General features: G+C 54.9%; 12 protein-coding genes. 8 read left to right on the forward strand and 4 right to left on the reverse strand.

Translation table 11 applies throughout. The annotated features are described in order from the left end of the window. Window positions 1-393: 393 nt before the first annotated feature. Window positions 394-1323, reverse strand: coding sequence for an adenosylcobinamide-phosphate synthase CbiB (gene cbiB / locus QEH53_RS18325; protein ID WP_309024669.1), 930 nt, complete (start codon window positions 1321-1323; stop codon window positions 394-396). 255 nt (window positions 1324-1578) lie between these two features. Between cbiB and QEH53_RS18330 the strand changes: the two genes are divergently transcribed. Continuing rightward, window positions 1579-4467: a glycosyl hydrolase 115 family protein gene (locus QEH53_RS18330; RefSeq protein ID WP_309024670.1), complete on the forward strand. Its 2889-nt coding sequence runs from the start codon at window positions 1579-1581 to the stop codon at window positions 4465-4467. A gap of 126 nt (window positions 4468-4593) precedes the next feature. Here the strand turns inward: QEH53_RS18330 and QEH53_RS18335 are convergent, their stop codons facing one another. Both QEH53_RS18335 and QEH53_RS18340 read right to left on the reverse strand, forming a co-directional pair. After that, on the reverse strand, window positions 4594-7146 hold the full coding sequence (locus QEH53_RS18335; protein WP_309024671.1) for an FtsX-like permease family protein: 2553 nt from the start codon (window positions 7144-7146) through the stop codon (window positions 4594-4596). Between the two features lie 64 nt (window positions 7147-7210). Further along, window positions 7211-7939 (reverse strand): ABC transporter ATP-binding protein, encoded by a 729-nt coding sequence (locus QEH53_RS18340; RefSeq protein WP_309024672.1) that lies wholly within the window; start codon window positions 7937-7939, stop codon window positions 7211-7213. A gap of 28 nt (window positions 7940-7967) precedes the next feature. On the opposite strand from QEH53_RS18340, the gene QEH53_RS18345 reads away from it, so the two are divergent. Further along, window positions 7968-8606: an arylesterase gene (locus QEH53_RS18345; RefSeq protein WP_309024673.1), complete on the forward strand. Its 639-nt coding sequence runs from the start codon at window positions 7968-7970 to the stop codon at window positions 8604-8606. Window positions 8607-8636: 30 nt separating this feature from the next. Here QEH53_RS18345 and QEH53_RS18350 read toward each other — a convergent pair whose 3' ends face one another. Next, window positions 8637-9143, reverse strand: a complete 507-nt coding sequence (locus QEH53_RS18350) for an EVE domain-containing protein (RefSeq protein ID WP_309024674.1) — start codon at window positions 9141-9143, stop codon at window positions 8637-8639. A 232-nt stretch (window positions 9144-9375) separates the two neighbouring features. On the opposite strand from QEH53_RS18350, the gene QEH53_RS18355 reads away from it, so the two are divergent. The 6 genes from QEH53_RS18355 (at window position 9376) to QEH53_RS18380 (ending at window position 16928) form a co-directional block, all read left to right on the forward strand. Continuing rightward, window positions 9376-10341 (forward strand): MoxR family ATPase, encoded by a 966-nt coding sequence (locus QEH53_RS18355; RefSeq protein WP_309024675.1) that lies wholly within the window; start codon window positions 9376-9378, stop codon window positions 10339-10341. A gap of 63 nt (window positions 10342-10404) precedes the next feature. Then, entirely contained in the window at window positions 10405-11325 is a 921-nt protein-coding gene (locus QEH53_RS18360; protein ID WP_309024676.1) for a DUF58 domain-containing protein, read from the forward strand. Beyond that, window positions 11322-12353, forward strand: coding sequence for a VWA domain-containing protein (locus QEH53_RS18365; protein WP_309024677.1), 1032 nt, complete (start codon window positions 11322-11324; stop codon window positions 12351-12353). Before QEH53_RS18360 ends, QEH53_RS18365 begins: the two co-directional genes overlap by 4 nt. Continuing rightward, a complete protein-coding gene (locus QEH53_RS18370) occupies window positions 12350-13387 on the forward strand; it encodes a VWA domain-containing protein (protein WP_309024678.1) in 1038 nt (345 codons plus the stop codon). Before QEH53_RS18365 ends, QEH53_RS18370 begins: the two co-directional genes overlap by 4 nt. After that, window positions 13384-14343: a hypothetical protein gene (locus QEH53_RS18375; RefSeq protein WP_309024679.1), complete on the forward strand. Its 960-nt coding sequence runs from the start codon at window positions 13384-13386 to the stop codon at window positions 14341-14343. The genes QEH53_RS18370 and QEH53_RS18375 overlap by 4 nt, the downstream gene beginning before the upstream one ends. 2 nt (window positions 14344-14345) lie before the next feature. After that, window positions 14346-16928: a BatD family protein gene (locus tag QEH53_RS18380; protein WP_309024680.1), complete on the forward strand. Its 2583-nt coding sequence runs from the start codon at window positions 14346-14348 to the stop codon at window positions 16926-16928. Window positions 16929-16990: the final 62 nt, after the last annotated feature.

A 16990-nucleotide genomic window follows, 5' to 3' on the forward strand; every position in this document is an offset into this window, starting at 1 on the left:
GCGGAGGGATACGGATGTAATTCTCAATCGAGATCGATCATCCTTTAGCCGACTGCCAAGCGAAGTATTCGCGTTTACCCTCTTGCTCTAGCGACAAGTTAGTGTGCCTCCGCAGTCAACTGCAGGGACGGGTAGGATTCGTAGGCAGTGGTCGGACTCCAAGTTTGCATCCCCTTGTGATTCAAGAAGAAACCTCGTCCTACTCCGCAAAAGCGAAGCGCAAAACCTTACCAGAATCTTGCAGGGACTTGTGACTTGTTACCGTAGCGCGACTGTCGCCGGTTCTAACGGCGTTTCCTGTCGACGAATCGATTCAATGTTTAAAGAACGATCCCCTTAAGCCGGATGCAAAAAACATAAGCAAGCCTAATCAATTACTATTTAGTAATTAGTTTAAAGCATAGAGGCGAAGGCCCATCCTGCGAGAACGAGAGCCAAGCATTTAGCGTATGCAATCCCCATGATACGCGTCGCCCTTACGACGTCTTTCCGGATCGGTTGCCGCGCTCCTCGATTCATTTCGGCCGTCTGCACGAGCTCCCCTTTTTCGTACATGCGGCCACCAATCACCACGCCGAGTCGCTTCGCCATAGCAGCCTCTGGCCAGCCCGCATTGAAGCTAGGGTGAAGGGTCGCGTCAGACTTCAAACGCCGCCAACGCCTCGCTTCGCCCAACTTGAGGACGAGCATGCAACACAGGCGGGCGGGGATGACGTTCAAGACATCGTCTATCCGGGCTGACACCTTTCCAAGCTTCTCAAATCGCTCCGTTCGATGGCCAACCATGGCGTCCATGGTGTTGGAAACTCGAAATACCAAAGCTCCCATGGGACCGAACAAGGCGAACCAAAAAAGCGGGGCGATCACTGCGTCGTTTAGGTTTTCGGCGCCGCTTTCGATGGCAGCTCTACAAACATCCTCCTCCTCCATGCGTTCCGTATCACGCCCCACAATCCAAGAGACCCGCTGGCGTCCCTCCGCGAGGCTACGATCCAATCCGAGCTTTACTGCCACGACATGCTTTACCAAATCGCGGTAGGCTATGCATTGAAAAAGTAACAGACCATCGATCAGCAGCTTCAGCCAGTGGCCTACCATCTCCGCGCCCCAAGACAGCAGCAAATAGCCGCCCGTGCAGATAGCCGTGATTCCAAGCCACAGTATCGCCCCCGCAAATATCGAGCGTCCGAGCGAACGAACCAGGAACTGCTCACCCTTCACGGCAAGAGCCCCCACCAGACGAACGAGGTGTGGCATCCCTCTCGGATCTCCAAACACGAAATCGAGGATCACTCCAATTCCAAGAGCTATGGCAAAGTCCATGTACACGCTCTGCACATTTGCGTAAACTCGACTTCCAAGTCCAGCCCGACCTCACATTCAGAACGAGCAATCAGACCATCGCTCGCGAAAATTTGAAGCGTTGGGTATTTGGGCAAATTCCACCGGTTCAAGCGCTGCGACAGGTTTAGCTTCACTTGCCACATTGGTGCACGTTGACTAGAAAAGAATTTTTCAACCGTGAATCGCTGGTCTAAGCCACGCTTTTAAATACGTAATATCCCATCCCAACTGAAAATGCTGCACAATAACTGTAACGTCTCGTCTCGATTCCGCATCCTATTCGCCACTCTTTTCACTCTGATAGTGACTTCAAACGCCTTCTCCCTCGGAGATCCAGCATACGTGACGAGCGTCGAGGAGACCGACGGACTGCAACTTGCTTCCAATGGTGAGCTCATCGATATCTACGTCGATTCGGAGGACCACTGGGGGCTCGTAAGAGCAACGGAAGACCTGCGAGCCGACTTCGAGCGCGTCACCGGCGAGAAACCTGAGCTTCACCATTCGCCTAAGAAGTTGGGTAAAACAGCCGTCATTGTCGGTAGCTTGGGCAAGTCCAAACTTATCGACCAGCTTGCAGGCGACGGCAAAATCGACGTATCCGCGATCCAAGGCACTTGGGAGGGGTATCACATCGAGCTCGTCGAAAACCCAGCGAAAGGAATCAAAAAAGCCTTGGTCATAGCTGGCAGCGACATGCGGGGGGCAATATTCGGCGTCTACGACCTTTCCGAGCAAATCGGCGTTTCCCCGTGGCATTGGTGGGCCGATGTTCCGGCAAAGCAGTCGCCGACGCTCTACGTCAAGGCAGGGACTCGAATCCAAGATTCTCCCAAAGTGCAGTACCGTGGGATCTTCCTCAACGACGAAGCGCCCGCTCTGACAGGATGGGTCCATGAAAATTATGGAAACTTCCCCCACGAGTTTTACGTCCACGTATTCGAACTTTTATTACGCTTGAAATCTAACTTCCTCTGGCCGGCGATGTGGAACAACGCTTTCGCAGATGACGACGAGCAAAACATGATTCTCGCCCACAAGTACGGCATCGTCATGAGCACCTCGCACCATGAGCCCATGATGCGCGCCGACAAGGAATGGGACCGCCACGGAGAAGGCCCATGGGATTACGCTCGCAACCCAGACCGTCTCGACGCGTTTTGGAAGGAAGGGGCTGAGCGCAACAAGCCCTACGACTCCATCTACACGGTCGGCATGCGCGGCCAAGCCGATACTCCTATGTCAGAGACGGAGGATATTGACTTGCTGGAAAAGATTGTCGACGCCCAGCGCGAAATCCTCACAGAGGTCTTCGACGATCGAGACATCACTGAAGTGCCTCAAGTCTGGGCTCTCTACAAAGAAGTGCAGGGGTACTACGAAAGCGGCATGAGAGTGCCCGATGACGTTATTCTCCTTTGGTGCGACGATAATTGGGGCAACATTCGCCGCCTCCCGACTCCAGAGGAACGCAAGCGCACCGGAGGAGCAGGAGTGTATTACCATTTCGACTACGTGGGCGGACCTCGCTCCTACCGCTGGACCAATGTTACCCAGATCGCAAAAGTCTGGGAGCAGATGAACCTCGCAGACAAGTACGACGCCAACAAGATTTGGTTGACCAATGTCGGTGACCTCAAACCCCAAGAATACCCGATCACCTACTTCCTCGATCTCGCTTGGGACATCGATGACTGGCCCAAGGAACGCATTCCTGAATACGCCAAGCTCTTTGCTGAAAGCGCTTTCGGCTCCGAAAATGCCGAGGATATTGGCGAGCTTCTCACTGCTTACACTAGGCACAATGCTCGCCGAAAGCCAGAGCTTCAAGAAGCGAGCACCTACAGTTTGCTCAACTACCGCGAAGCGGAGCTTATCGAGGCGGAACTTGCTGACATGGTCGAAAGAGCCGAAAGGCTGTACGCCTCCGCGTCCGAGGAGGCCAAGTCCGCTTTCTTCCAACTCGTCTACTATCCAGTGAAAGCTTCGGCAGCCATCACTCAGATGTACATTGCCCAAGCAAAGAACCAACTCTACGCCGAACAAGGCCGAGCCAGCACCAATGAGTTTGCGGAGAAAACCAAAGACTACTTCGCCTTGAACAAGGAATTGCAGGACCTTTACCACGGAGACGCCACCGGAGGAAAGTGGAACCACATGATGTCTCAACCTCGCATCGGCTACACGCACTGGAACAACCCACCAGCGGATACTCTGCCCCCCATCACTTTAAATCAGCCCAATGCCGTAGCCGACATGGGAGTCGCGGTTGAAGGAATGGTTTCCGCATGGCCAGCCGAAGGAGCGTTCTACCGGTTGCCTGACTTTGATCCTCACGGACAAACGGAGCGCTACTTCGAAGTGTTCAACAAAGGCACTGTACCCTTCGACTTCTCCGCAACTGCATCTGACAAATGGATACAGCTAAGCGAAGATGCTGGCACAATAGAATCCGACAAGCGTGTTCAAGTATCTATCGACTGGAGTCAATTGCCCGAAGGCACCCACAATGGACACATTTTGGTTCGCGGCACTGGTTGGGGCGGAGCCCGCATCGCCGTCGCCGCCCATCACCGTTCGGACGAGGAGTTGAGAGGCTTTGTCGAAGCTGATGGCTACGTTTCCATAGATGCAGCTAACTACAGCTCGAAGCGAGACGTCGACGGACTCTCTTGGGAGGAAATACCAGAATTGGGGCGCACGGGCAGCTCGGTATCCGTTTTTCCGATCGGCGACCGCTCCTTCGAAGACCCAAGCCAGGCACCCTATCTTGAATACGATCTCACGCTATTCTCTTCAGGTGAAATCTCAATCGAAACGCTTTGGAACCCAACGTGGCCTATCGCTCCCGATCGCGGCCTCCGCTTCGCCATAGCGTTGAACGGTGAAAAGCCGCAAATCGTAGACCTGCACGAAGATCGAGCTCACGGTCTTTGGCAGGAATCTGTCAAGACCGCCGTTCGCCCCGCTACTACCCAACACACAGTCGAGAAAGCGGGACACCATACGTTGAGAATCTACATGGTAGATCCGGCCACCACCTTGCAAAAGATCATCATAAACACCGGAGGCCTCGCTCCTAGCTACTTGGGTCCAGCGCAAAGCACCGTGGCGAGCGATTGATTAGTCTAGGTCAGCTGCGACGCGTATCTTGCATCCCAAACGACCTGGAAACCTTCCCTCCGCTGGAGGGACAGGCTCCACCCGGTCCGCCATGCAAGAGCCGCCGTTCTCTACTAATTCCGAAGACTAACCGTCGCTGCGGATTGACTCCATTGGCGACTGCTTGGCGATACCAAGACTGTTGAGCATGCCCGTTATCAGCGTCATCGCAGCGACAATCGCGACCGTAGCGAACGTGACTCCCCACGGGATAAACAGCTCGACCTTCAGGGCATACTTGGTCACGGCCCATCCGGAAAGAAGCGAAAGCCCCACCCCAGCGATGCCGGCTATGATGCCGACTAGAGCATACTCGACTCCCATGATCCCGCGTATTTGCTTTGCGGATGCGCCGATCGTTCGAAGCAATGCGCTTTCGCGAGAACGCTGGTAGCGGCTGGTAATCACCGAAGCCATCAAAGCGATCAATCCTGTCACGATCGTAAAGGACGCCATGAAGCGTATGACGAAACTGATCTTGTCGAAGATCTCCTGCAGGCTCTCCAGCACCATGGTCAGATTCACCGCAGAAACGTTCGGATATTGTTTAACCACAGAGGACTGTAACGCCACTAGTGTTTCTTTGTCGTTAGCATGCGCCGCTGTCACGTAAAATGCCGGAGCTGCCTCAAGTACCCCGGCTGGGAACACCACAAAGAAGTTCGGCTTCATTTCCCGCCAATCCACTCTTCGGATACTAGTGACCTCCGAATCGATGGGCAGACCTTGCACGTCCCATACGATCCGATCTCCCAACTTCAACTGCAGCGCATCGACTACGCGTTGCTCAACCGAAACAGGAACCGGCTTGCCTGAATCCAGCGAGGCATTCGCGGTGAATACTCCACTCGTAAGCTCCTCGTCATCGCGGATGAAATCTCGATAAGTCGAGCGGTACTCGCGATGAGCGGCCCAACGTTCGATCTTCCGCTCGGGATCGTCGATCAACTCTTGAGCCGTTTCTCCGTTCAAACTCTGCAAGCGCATCGTAACGATCGGAGCGGGACGAATGGCATCGACGCCAAGCTCATCGATAACCTTCTCCACACCCGGAAGTTGATCGGGCTGGATATCGAATAAAATGACGTTTGGCTGCCCTTCATTGTCAGCCAACTCTCCCTGGCGGAGCATGCTTTGTTCGCTGATGTAGATCGTATAGATCAAAAACGCACCCATCCCCAAGGTTACCACAAGCATCGTAGTACGATTATTGGGCCGATGGAGATTGGACAGCCCCTGACGCCAAACATAGGGTAAGCCTGCGAAGTTCATTCGACGCAAAGCGAACCGAAGTAGCCATCCGATACTGGCTAGCAAAAGCATTGCAGCTAATATTCCGCCGAAGAAGCCCAAAGCCTGGCCAAGCGTCTGTGTTTGGGTCACCGTAAACACGCCTGTCAGAACCAAAAGAGCCGCCATGACTGCTAGGAACCCCAAGTCTTTCCAGGCCTTGCCTCCCTCCTCGACAGAGGCTCGAATCGCTCTCAACGGGGAAATGCGACGCAAAGGCAGCAGCGGCAAAAACGCGAACAAACTAGTGAAAAGCCAGCCAAACAATAGGCTCGAGAAAATGCTGCTCCATGAGATCTCAACTTGCAGTTCGAGTGGCAGGAAGGATTTCATGAGTTCCGGTAAAAATGACTGAATCGAAACGCCGAGAATCGCCCCGCTAAGACAGCCCAGAAGACCTACGATGGAAATTTGAATACAATAGATGAGCATTGCCTGACTCGTGCTGGCTCCCAGGCAACGAAGGATAGCCACCGCGTCTGTCTTAGCTTTGAGGTACACCTGCACCGCCCCCGCGATGGCGACTCCACCAAGCAGCAACGCTACGAAGCCGACCATACTGAGGAAGCTATTCATTCCATCCAAGGTGCGACCGATGCGGCGACGTTGATCCGCGACCGTATCTACATCCACATCCATTCCCTCCAACTCGTCCTTCAAGCCTTCAAGCACTTCCAAACTCGGCTCCACCATCAAGTCGTCAAATTTCTGATACGCGTAGTACTGCAGACGACTGCCGTACTGGGAGAGGCCTGTCGCCTCGAAGAAGGCCATGGGAATCAACACCCGGGGGGCAAAGGAGCCAGTGAACGACCCCTCTCCCGGCACCCGCAAGACCTCACCGATGATCTCAAACTCTTGGTCGCCAATTTTTATGGGATCGCCCACTTCGAGATCGAATTGAAGCAACAAGCTATCCTCCAAGAGAGCGACAGCTCTGTCGCTGTCCGCCACTCGCAAACCAGCGGGGCGTGTATCCAATTTCCCGTACCAAGGAAAACCCCCTTCCATGGCATGCGTCCGCACGATTCTCGTGTCGTCCTTGGTCGGAAAGTATGCCATCGTGGCAAACTTGATTTCCCGAGCGATCGACTCCGCGGGAACCATCGAAATCAAGGCCTCCGCCTTATCGCTGAAAGGCACATTCGCGTCATACTCCACGTCTGCGCCTAGCAGGCTGCGGGACTGGCGGTCCATCTCGGACTCGAGATTCGCCCGAAACGAATTAATCGCCACCAGCGCTGCCACTCCGGCGACCACTGCCAGCGCGAACAAAGCGAGCTGACGTTTCGCCCGCCGCATATCCCGCCAGGCCATGAGGAAAATCCAAGATCGTGATGCCTGTTTCATCCTAGAACTTCAGAGTAGTTGCTCGAGGTGATTCCCGTTTCCAGGAGGTGGCAAAAGCCGCGAATCACGTCTCCACCTCCGTCAACCTTCCGCGATCGATGCGTAGCAATCGGTCGGTCGTTTTCGCCAGTTCTAGATCGTGAGTCACGAGGACCAGCGTGGTGCCGGAATTCTTGTTGAGGTCGAAGAGTAGATCCACAATCGGCACGCTTGTTTCCGAATCCAGATTTCCGGTCGGCTCGTCCGCAAAGAGAATACTGGGGCGATTCACAAAAGCGCGAGCCAACGCCACTCGCTGCTGCTCGCCGCCGGACAACTGGATGGGGTAATGCGACACCCGATCCTTCAGACCCACTTTGGCCAGCAATTCCTCGGCGTGCTTTCGTGCGCCTTTCTCGCCGCGAAGCTCGAGCGGGACCATCACGTTCTCTAGAGCCGTCAGAGTCGGCATCAGCTGGAAGTTCTGGAAAACGAAGCCAACGCTGGCGTTTCGCACCTCTGCCCGCTCGTCCTCGCCCATTTTCGAAATGTCCTGTCCGCATAGGGAGACCGAACCGCTGGTTGGCTGGTCAAGGCCGGCGCAAATGCCGAGGAGCGTCGTCTTGCCGCTTCCGGAGGGACCGATGATCGAAACCGTCTCCCCTGACTTCACTTCGAAGGAGATATCCTTCAAAACCTCCAGGTCTTCATGCCCGCTGTGATAGGCCTTTTTAACTTCGTTCAAACGCAGCACCGACAGCGATTCGCTAGATTCCATCATGCGGTCTGACCCAATATTCGTATCTTGTAACATGCAACTGGTTAAGTTCCTCTCTTCAAACATGAAGCCAACGCGTCTCACAGGTCATTTGATTGCCATCTATACGTTGCTATCCCTCACAAATCTTGCCTTTTCCGCCACGGACGAGAAACGTATCCTCTTTTTGGGTGACAGCCTCACGGCGGGTTACGGCATCGATCCGAACCAAGCCTATCCCGCTTTGCTTGCAGAAAAGCTCGAGGAACGCGGCCTCGAATACGCCGTCAGCCCCGCTGGACTCAGCGGCGAAACCAGCGCCGGCGGATTGAGGCGGGCGAAGTGGGTCATGCAGAAGCCGGTCGACATTCTAGTGCTTGCTCTCGGTGCAAACGACGGGCTACGAGGTATCAAACTGTCGGATACGAAACGAAACCTTCAAGGCATCATCGATTTCGCAAAGGGGGAATATCCGAACATCAAGATCGTCATTGCCGGAATGCTAATGCCACCCAACCTCGGAGAAGCTTACACCGCCGAATTTCGTGCTATGTTTCCTAGCTTGGCTGAGACAAACGACGCCACCCTCATTCCTTTTCTGCTCGAAGGAGTCGCCGGAGAGCCCGAGCTCAATATCGCTGATGGCATCCACCCCAATCCCGAGGGCCACAAGATCCTAGCTGAAACGGTCTGGAACGCCTTGGAGCCCCTGCTCGAGAAATGAAGGCCAGTTCACTGCGTGGCGCGGAGCACCCTAGATCCCAAATTCCTTGAGGTCCTTCACGGCGAGTCCGCCCATCTTGCAGACGGCTTTGAAATGTGCCTTCTCGACGGGTTGAATCGAAAGCCGCTGTCCGCGCTGTACCACGAGCATCTCAGTCAGCTCAGGCGACCCTTTCATTTCCTTTAAGGTCACGAGACGCTTGAACGCTTTCGCCCACTTGAAGTCGACCATCAACCACCGAGGATTCTCCTTAGTCGACTTGGCGTCGTGGTAGTTGGATTTTGGATCAAACTGGGTAGGGTCAGGGTACGCTTTCTCGCTGGCGACCGTAGCAAGTCCAACGGCGCCGACTTCCGGTCCAGCATTGGAGTGATAAAAGATCGCCACGTCGCCCTGCTGCATTTCGTCCCGCATGAAGTTGCGGGCCTGGCAGTTGCGGATCCCGTCCCAGTGCTCGGTCTGGTTCTCGCAGTTTTCTAGGTCATCGAAGCCAAATACGTCGGGCTCGCTCTTAATCAACCAATATTTCTTACCCATGCCCACATGCCTGATCGTGAGAGCAACCGGCCTCAAGCAATTTTCGATCAATGCTGTGTGGGAACTAAGCTAAACCTGCAGCTTCCAGCTCTCTGATGACTTCGGCAGAGATCTTGCTAAGGTCCGCTGAAACATAGTCTTGATTAGGAGGTCATTCGACGGTGTCCTTCTCGCTTCCGTTAAGGGAACCCCTGCGGACGCCTAAATCCCATAAAGAATCACCGAAATCGATATGAGCAGCTGGTCTGAACGAGTCAGAAACGAAGTAGGAAAAGCCATCCTTGGCCAAGAAGTCGTTGTTGAACGAATGCTTGTCGCCCTCCTCGCCGACGGGCACGTGCTATTAGAAGGAATGCCCGGACTCGCTAAGACTCTCCTGATCAAGAGTCTCGGCACCGCCCTCGGGCTCCAGTTCGAACGCGTCCAGTTTACGCCGGACCTCTTGCCGAGCGACGTAATTGGCACCATGATCTTCCAATCTCAATCCGGTCAATTCGAACCGCACAAGGGACCTATCTTCGCGAATCTCGTGCTCGCCGACGAAATCAACCGCGCTCCGGCCAAAGTGCAAAGCGCTCTCCTCGAAGCCATGCAGGAGAAGCAGGTCACCCTCGGCCCGACCTCCCACAAACTACCTCGCCCCTTCTTCGTCATGGCCACCCAAAACCCTGTCGAACAGGAAGGCACCTATCCGCTTCCCGAAGCGCAACGCGACCGATTCCTTTTCAAGTTGCTAGTGGACTACCCGAGCCAAGAAGACGAGTTCGAGATGATGCGCCGCTGGGGTCAGGTCACCGAAAAGCCAGAGCTTCATCCAGTGGCGACCGGCGAGGAGCTCTTGGAACTCCGAAGCGAGGTGGACAGCGTCCACGTATCCGAAGACATCCAAGCCTACATCTTAGAGCTCGTCCGGGCCACGCGGGAAATGCCAACCGCCGCAGATCCTGCGGACCGCCTTCTCACCTACGGAGCCTCGCCCCGAGCATCCATCAGCCTCTACCAAGCAAGCCGAGCCTTGGCTTGGCTTCGCGGCATGGACCACGTTTCCCCAGCGGTTGTTAAGGATATTTTCTTCGACGCCATGCGCCACCGCGTCGGCTTAAGCTACGAGGCAGAAGCTGAAGAAATCACAGCGGACCAGGTCTTGCAGAAGATCCTGGATAAAACGGCCCTGCCCAGTCGTGTCGCCTCGGTCTAGACCTTTGGATACAGCAACTTCACCCGTTCGAGCTTAGCCCGGACGTAACACGTCATCCGATCTATGTCATCTCAGCCAGACAAGTCAGGCTCCGCCACCAACCTTTCCGCAACCGTCGCCATGCTGCGCCGTTTGGAATGGCGGGCTCGCCTAGTTGTGCAGAGCGCTCTAGGCGGCGAGTACAAGTCGTCTTTTCGCGGCAAGGGTATGGAATTCGACCAAGTGGTGAAATACGAGTTCGGCGACGACGTTCGCGACATCGACTGGAACGTAACCGCCCGTCTCGGGGAGGCCTATCGCAAGAAATTCGTCGAGGAACGCGAGATCACGCTTCTCCTTCTCTTCGAGGACACTCCGTCTCTCCAGTTCGGTTCCGGCAACACGACGAAACGTCAATCCCTCCTCGAGCTTGCCAGCTTGCTGATGCTGCTTAGCGCCGTAAATGGCGACCGCATTTCCCTCCTGCACGCTACGCCCCAAGGCTACACTCTCACTAAGTCCGCCACCGGACGAGGGCGCGTAATGCATACCGCAGCCAATCTCCTCGGGCATCCAGCTCCGCCGATTTTGGAGCAACAGGAAGCTAAAATACCGTGGAAATACGTCCTAAAAGCAGCACCGCGGCACAGTATTTTTATTTGGCTCGGCGACTTCCCCGGCGGCCCGCTGCCCGACGTATGGCCGGTCCTGCGTCGCCGCTACCAACCTGTTGGTTTCCGAATTTCGGATCCGTGGGAAATCGAACTCCCCAAGTCAGGTAGCCAACCGGTATACGACCCGACCAGCGGCGAGCTTTACACCTTGAACGGCGGATCCTCCGCTCAACGCTCCGCCCACAAGACTTGGACCGAGCAACGGGAAGCCTCATTCAAGTCGATTTTTCCCAATGAGAGCGATCGCCTGAGCCTAACCGCTGGCGACGACACTCTTGATGCAGTGACCAACTTTTTCCATCAACGCATGAAACGATTCGGACGCGTATGATCGAACTTTTGGATACGAAATTCCAACTAGCCAGTCCTTACTGGCTCTTGGCTCTCCTAGTCCTCCCATTGGTCGCCTGGCTGCGTGGACGCCGCGCCGTTTCGGCCATGATACTGCCCTTCTCCGGAGCATGGCGGAGGCCGAGTTTCATCGGCGGTACTAAACTGGCCACAACGTTAATATTCCTTTCGGCAGTCGGAATGATTCTTGCCTTGGCCCGCCCGCAATCCATCGCTACGGAACGCCATTCCAAGAGTCGCGGCTACGACATCATACTCGCCGTGGACCTTTCCGGCTCCATGGAGGCGGAAGACTATTTCGTAAATCGCAAGCGCTCGAACCGCTTGCAAGCGGTGAAGCCCGTCCTCAGTGCCTTCATCAACCGTCGCGAAAACGATCGCATCGGACTCATCGCCTTTGCTGGAAGAGCCTACACCGCGGCGCCCTTAACCTTCGACCACAAGTGGCTAGCCCGGCAAACGGAACGCCTGCAAATCGGGCTCATCGAAGACGGCACCGCTATTGGCGATTCGCTAGCAGTCGCCACCTCCCGCCTACTCGAAGGGGCCAAGGAGCGGGCCGGCGAGCGCGAAGGAGCCTTTATTGTTCTACTCACAGACGGCGAAAATACGGCCGGAATGATGGAACCCATGGAAGGGGCAACTCTCGCCAAAGAGGCCGGAATTCGCGTCTACACCATTGCAGCGGGGAAGAACGGATACGTTCCATTCCCTAAACGAAATGAACGCGGCGAACGCATCGGCACAACTCAACAACTGCTTCGCGTCGACACGGAAACGCTGATGAAGATTGCTGAGTTCACGGATGGAGAGTTCTTCCGTGCGGAAGATTCGGATACGATCGATCAAGCCTTCGAAAAGATTGACGAGTCCAGCACCATCGAGTTCGAGGTGAAGCAATACTCCACTGTCACTGAGCTTTTCCACTACCCTCTTTATGCAGCCGGTCTGTTCGCGGTCCTGAGCGTCTTCACAGGGGTAAGCAAATTCAAGGAGGTCCTGGCATGAATATAAGCTGGGCACACGAAGAGTTTCTATGGGGGCTGGCTTTGCCTGCCTTGCTACTAGCTTGGAGCATCTTCCATCGCAGACGTGCCTCGGCTCGACGCAAGGGTGCTCAGGCGCACTGGGCGACTGCTGGATTCGGCGGTATAAAACAAGCGACACGTAGCAGCACACGCCCTCCTAAGGTATTGCTTTGCTGCTCACTTGCATTGCTCGTCGTATCCATCGCCCAACCACGATGGGGGACCGAAGAACAAACGACCTTCGAACGCAGCCGTGAGGTTATCATAGCCATGGATTTGTCCAAGAGCATGTTAGCCGACGATATTAAACCCAATCGCCTCGAACGGGCGAAGCTTGTGGTGGAAGGAATGCTCGACACCTTGGAAGGTGAAAGCGTTGGCCTCATCGTTTTCGCCGGGACCGCTTTTCTGCAAAGTCCCATGAGTCCGGACTACCAAATTCTTCGGGGATTCTTGGACGACATAAATCCGAGTTTCGTACCCCAAGGCGGCACCAACTATACAGCCATGATGGATACGGCTCTAGATTCGTTCGAACAGTCGGACGGCATGGCAGACCGCTTCTTGATCATCATCAGTGACGGAGAAAGCCTCGACTCTGGCTGGCAAGAGAAAGCGAGGGAGCTCAAGGAGCAAAACGTTCGCACCATTTGCCTCGGATTTGGAACAAAGGATGGGAGTCTTATTCCTGATGGGAGCGGCGGGTACTTGAAAGACCCTCAAGGCGCCGTGGTCCTAAGTAAGCTCGAGTCGCGGACACTAAGCCAGATCGCCCAGATAACCGAAGGCATTTATCGTGAGGCCAGCGTTTGGGTGGACCTGGCGACGGTGGTCGAAGAAACCGTCGAAAAAGGACGGGCGGCGCTGAAGGAACGTGAACGCGAGGAAGCGATGATCGAGCGTTTCCATTACTTCTTGGCGCCAGGATTCCTTTTGCTGCTCCTTTCTATATACCTAGAGTTTCCAACTTTACCCAAACCTCGCACCTTAAAGCGAAAGGAGATGGCCGCATGAAACGTCGTATCCTCATCTTGATTACACTTATATACGTCACTCCGGTTTGGGGTGCCCCAGGCTCCGGTCCTAGTTCGGAAATCGAAAACGATCCGGTCGCTCCTCGGCCAACCCCTACGCAGCAAGGGACAACCCTCCCGGACTACATTTCTGAGATCGCGGAGAAAGATGAAATCACTGCTGAGGACTATGCCAAGATGGCTTCCGGAACCATGCAGGTCGCCATGCAGGTCATGCAGCAAGGCGAGAAAATGCCCGATCCGCCTATCGAGGACGCCCTCGACGCCGTCGCTGCCGGCAGAGACATCGACCCTGAGCATTCCGATTGGGACCAGCTCGAGCAGCGTCTTTTAGACCTGCTTAATCCGCCCCACCAAGAGCAACAGCCGCAAGAGGGAGAATCATCCGAAGACCAGGAGGAGCAGCAGGACGGCGATGACCAACAGCAGGATGGAAGCGCAGGTTCGTCCGAAGAGAGTTCGGAAAACTCAGAGGAAAGCGACTCCGAGTCGCAGGGTGAAAACTCCGACGAGCAGCAAGACGCGCAACAGGGAGAGCAAGGCGATCAGCAGCAGGAGGGCCAGGAGGGCGAGCAAGAGTCACAAGATGGCCAAGACCAGCAAAACGGGGAGCAAAGCGATGAGGGCGAATCCACCCAGCAGTCAAATACTCAGGATGGAGCGCAAATGGGGCAACTCGATCAGAACCAAGATGAGCAACAAGTGGAACTCGACGGAGAGACTGCCGAGCAGCCGCCTGAACGTTCACCAGAGCAGATGCAGACACTAGGCGGCCAGCAAGCGTCAGGCGAACCTGTGGACGCTGAGACTGCCGCCCTGAAGCAACTCCTCGAACAGTTGCGTCAGCAGGACCAGCCAGGTAAACTTTATCAGATCTTACAGGAAGCCCAAACGGGTGGAAAAAAGAAACAGCAACCCAATGCCAAAGATTGGTAATCATGCGTTTCCCTCTAATAAAACGAATCACACTCCTGCTCGTAGCCACAAGCTGCGTATCCATTGCTTGGGCGCAATCCGTCTACTGGTCTCCCAGCAGTGGCACCCTACAGCAAGGCAAGTCCAACGCGATCGACCTGTTTTTCGATTCCTGCCAACCAGAGGGCGAGCCGGAGCTTTCGAAGATCGACGGGCTGGAGCTTCGGTTTCGAGGACAGTCGAGTTCCACTAACATCATTAACGGACGACGCAGCTCGAAGGTAATTCTCAATTATCAAGCGATTCCTCTACGCCTCGGCACCGTCACCCTACCCAGCATCCGCGTGCAAACCTCGGATGGAGAAATGCAAGTGCCCGCGGCGCGTTTCGAAGTGGTGGAAGCTACAGTGGGAAACAGTGGAGTCAGCCCTGAAGATGTCTTTGTATCCATTTTTCAAAACAGAGACGACAAGATCTATAGTGGCGAAGTCTTCGAGCTTGAGTACATTGGTGGAGCAAAAGAGGAGTATCAGTTAGCAGACCTATCCGTTCCCGAATGGAATCCGACTGAAATCGTCAGCGGCGGTCTAGTGGACAGCCAAGCAAGCCGCGTCACCTACAAAGGTGCTCCGTACATTATCAAACTCTACACGGCCAAGGCCATCGCAACCTCCCCGGGCATCAAGCAACTTCCGCCCGCTACTCAGGAGGCGACGGTCGTCATTGGCCGGCGTCGGAACATTTTCCAGGAGGCTGTCTATGATTCATTTACCATTCAGTCCGAACCCTTCGCCTTGGAGATTCTTCCCCTGCCAGAAGGCGCACCAGCAACCTTCAAGGGTGCTGTGGGAAATTTCGAACTGGAATCACGAGTAGTGCCAGAAGAAGTACAAGTCGGCGAACCCGTAACCTGGACGCTCGAGCTCAAAGGCACTGGCAACTGGCCTGCTGGCATCGGGGTACCCGCGCGGTCCGTCTCCAGCCGCTTCAAAGCGATTCAACCAGAGACCAACAAGGAATTCGGGGAAGATGACCTTTTCACTGGAAGCCAAAGCGAGGACATCGTCCTCATTCCAACCGAGGCGGGTTCATTCGAATTCGGACCACTTGAATACACCTACTTCGATCCTAAGGACGAGAGCTACAAAACGATAAGCATACCCTCGAAGACAGTCACCGTTACTCCCGCCACTCCTCAAAATCCGGTTCTGACCTCCAATCCGAACGAATCCGATCCGGGATCCGTCGAAAACTACAGCGCAGGAGGCGAAACCTACGACTTGGATCCGAGTGGTCAAAATACCTTCCAAAAACCGCCTCAATTGTTGAAGGATCCAAAAGGCACAGCTACGGCTGCAGCCGCTCCCCAAAAGTCAAAGTCGCTGCTAGTACCAACTACTGTCGCCCTTGCGTCACCTTTGGCTGCTTGGTTTGCCCTCGCCCTAATTCGCAGCTTGGTCATCGATCCGCGGAAGGCCGAACGCAAAGCGCTTAGCGACCTTCGAAAGACTAGCCGAGCTTCGCCGCCAGCGGATCTACAACTGCTCAAGCAGCATCACTTAAAGTGGAGAAACGCTGCTAGTCGCTATTTCGCACTCGATACTCTCGAGCCCACTCCGCTCGAAATTTTCAATCGAGCAAAACATTTACGTAACGAGGAATTCGCCAAAAAATGGAAAGAGTCTTGGGAGCTTTCGGACCAATTGCTCTTTGGAAAAAACGCCGTGGACAGCTCTCAATGGCAGGAATTGCAGATGCAGGCTGTCGGGATGTGCCCAGGAAAGAACTACAGCCCAGCGTCCGTCTTTCGTAAGGCGGCTTGGCTCCCTGTCATTGCTCTCGCAGCGATCGCTACTTCCTTCTCTCCAGATTGCGCAGCGCAAGACGACACGGACGCTTCCGCTGCTGAACTCTACCAGCAGGGCAACTTTGCCGCGGCAGCTGAGAAATGGTCTGCAGCGGTAGCGAGTCATCCAGAGATTTACGAACACCGCTACAATGCGGGCTTGGCCTACGCCCAGACCGGCGATTGGTCTCGGGCTTGGGGATTTTGGACAAGCGCCTTTTGCCTCGATCCAAGCCGGGACGAAGTCGCTTGGAATCTCCGCATCGCCCATCAGAACACGAGTGCCTACGATCCTATTCTCCAATCCCTGATCGCCGGCGAGGGGCTTTATGGGATCGTCCGCCTGCGCTCTCCCGCGGGCTGGCAAACACTCTCGGTGCAAGCGTTATGGGTACTCGGGATACTCCTCTTCCTCGCAATCCTTTCCCTGTATGTGAAACCTTTACGTTGCTTTCCGCCGTACTTCCTAGTGCTATCCCTACTGTCTGGTCTATTCGCGTATTTCGCGCAGTGGTCTCATCTCAAGTACGAAAGTCTCGGAGAACCCGACTCAATTTTGGTCATAGCCGAATCTCCATTACTCTCCATTCCCACCGATCTGCAATCCGAGCAGGTGAGCACAACGGTTGGAGAAGGAACCATCGTCAAGGAAGAGCGGACCTTTCTTGGTTGGGTAAAAATCCAACTGCCGAACGGCGAATCGGGATGGTTGCGGAACGAAAATCTCATGCCGCTCTACGGCAGACCTTCGCAAGGTTAAGTGGGTCAAGACCTTATCTTCTGACATTAAGCTGGGCAAAGTTCGGTCGATGCTAAGAAAAT

This window comes from Pelagicoccus sp. SDUM812002 (assembly GCF_031127835.1).
GTDB lineage: Bacteria > Verrucomicrobiota > Verrucomicrobiia > Opitutales > Opitutaceae > Pelagicoccus.

Excerpts from the sequence above, each read along its gene's own strand:
- QEH53_RS18340 (WP_309024672.1), bottom strand. The coding sequence starts at position 7,939 with ATGTTACAAGATACGAATATTGGGTCAGACCGCATGATGGAATCTAGC.
- QEH53_RS18365 (WP_309024677.1), top strand. The coding sequence starts at position 11,322 with ATGATCGAACTTTTGGATACGAAATTCCAACTAGCCAGTCCTTACTGG.
- QEH53_RS18380 (WP_309024680.1), top strand. The coding sequence starts at position 14,346 with ATGCGTTTCCCTCTAATAAAACGAATCACACTCCTGCTCGTAGCCACA.
- QEH53_RS18330 (WP_309024670.1), top strand. The coding sequence starts at position 1,579 with ATGCTGCACAATAACTGTAACGTCTCGTCTCGATTCCGCATCCTATTC.
- QEH53_RS18370 (WP_309024678.1), top strand. The coding sequence starts at position 12,350 with ATGAATATAAGCTGGGCACACGAAGAGTTTCTATGGGGGCTGGCTTTG.
- QEH53_RS18335 (WP_309024671.1), bottom strand. The coding sequence starts at position 7,146 with ATGAAACAGGCATCACGATCTTGGATTTTCCTCATGGCCTGGCGGGAT.
- QEH53_RS18375 (WP_309024679.1), top strand. The coding sequence starts at position 13,384 with ATGAAACGTCGTATCCTCATCTTGATTACACTTATATACGTCACTCCG.
- QEH53_RS18350 (WP_309024674.1), bottom strand. The coding sequence starts at position 9,143 with ATGGGTAAGAAATATTGGTTGATTAAGAGCGAGCCCGACGTATTTGGC.
- QEH53_RS18345 (WP_309024673.1), top strand. The coding sequence starts at position 7,968 with ATGAAGCCAACGCGTCTCACAGGTCATTTGATTGCCATCTATACGTTG.
- QEH53_RS18360 (WP_309024676.1), top strand. The coding sequence starts at position 10,405 with ATGTCATCTCAGCCAGACAAGTCAGGCTCCGCCACCAACCTTTCCGCA.
- cbiB (WP_309024669.1), bottom strand. The coding sequence starts at position 1,323 with ATGGACTTTGCCATAGCTCTTGGAATTGGAGTGATCCTCGATTTCGTG.
- QEH53_RS18355 (WP_309024675.1), top strand. The coding sequence starts at position 9,376 with ATGAGCAGCTGGTCTGAACGAGTCAGAAACGAAGTAGGAAAAGCCATC.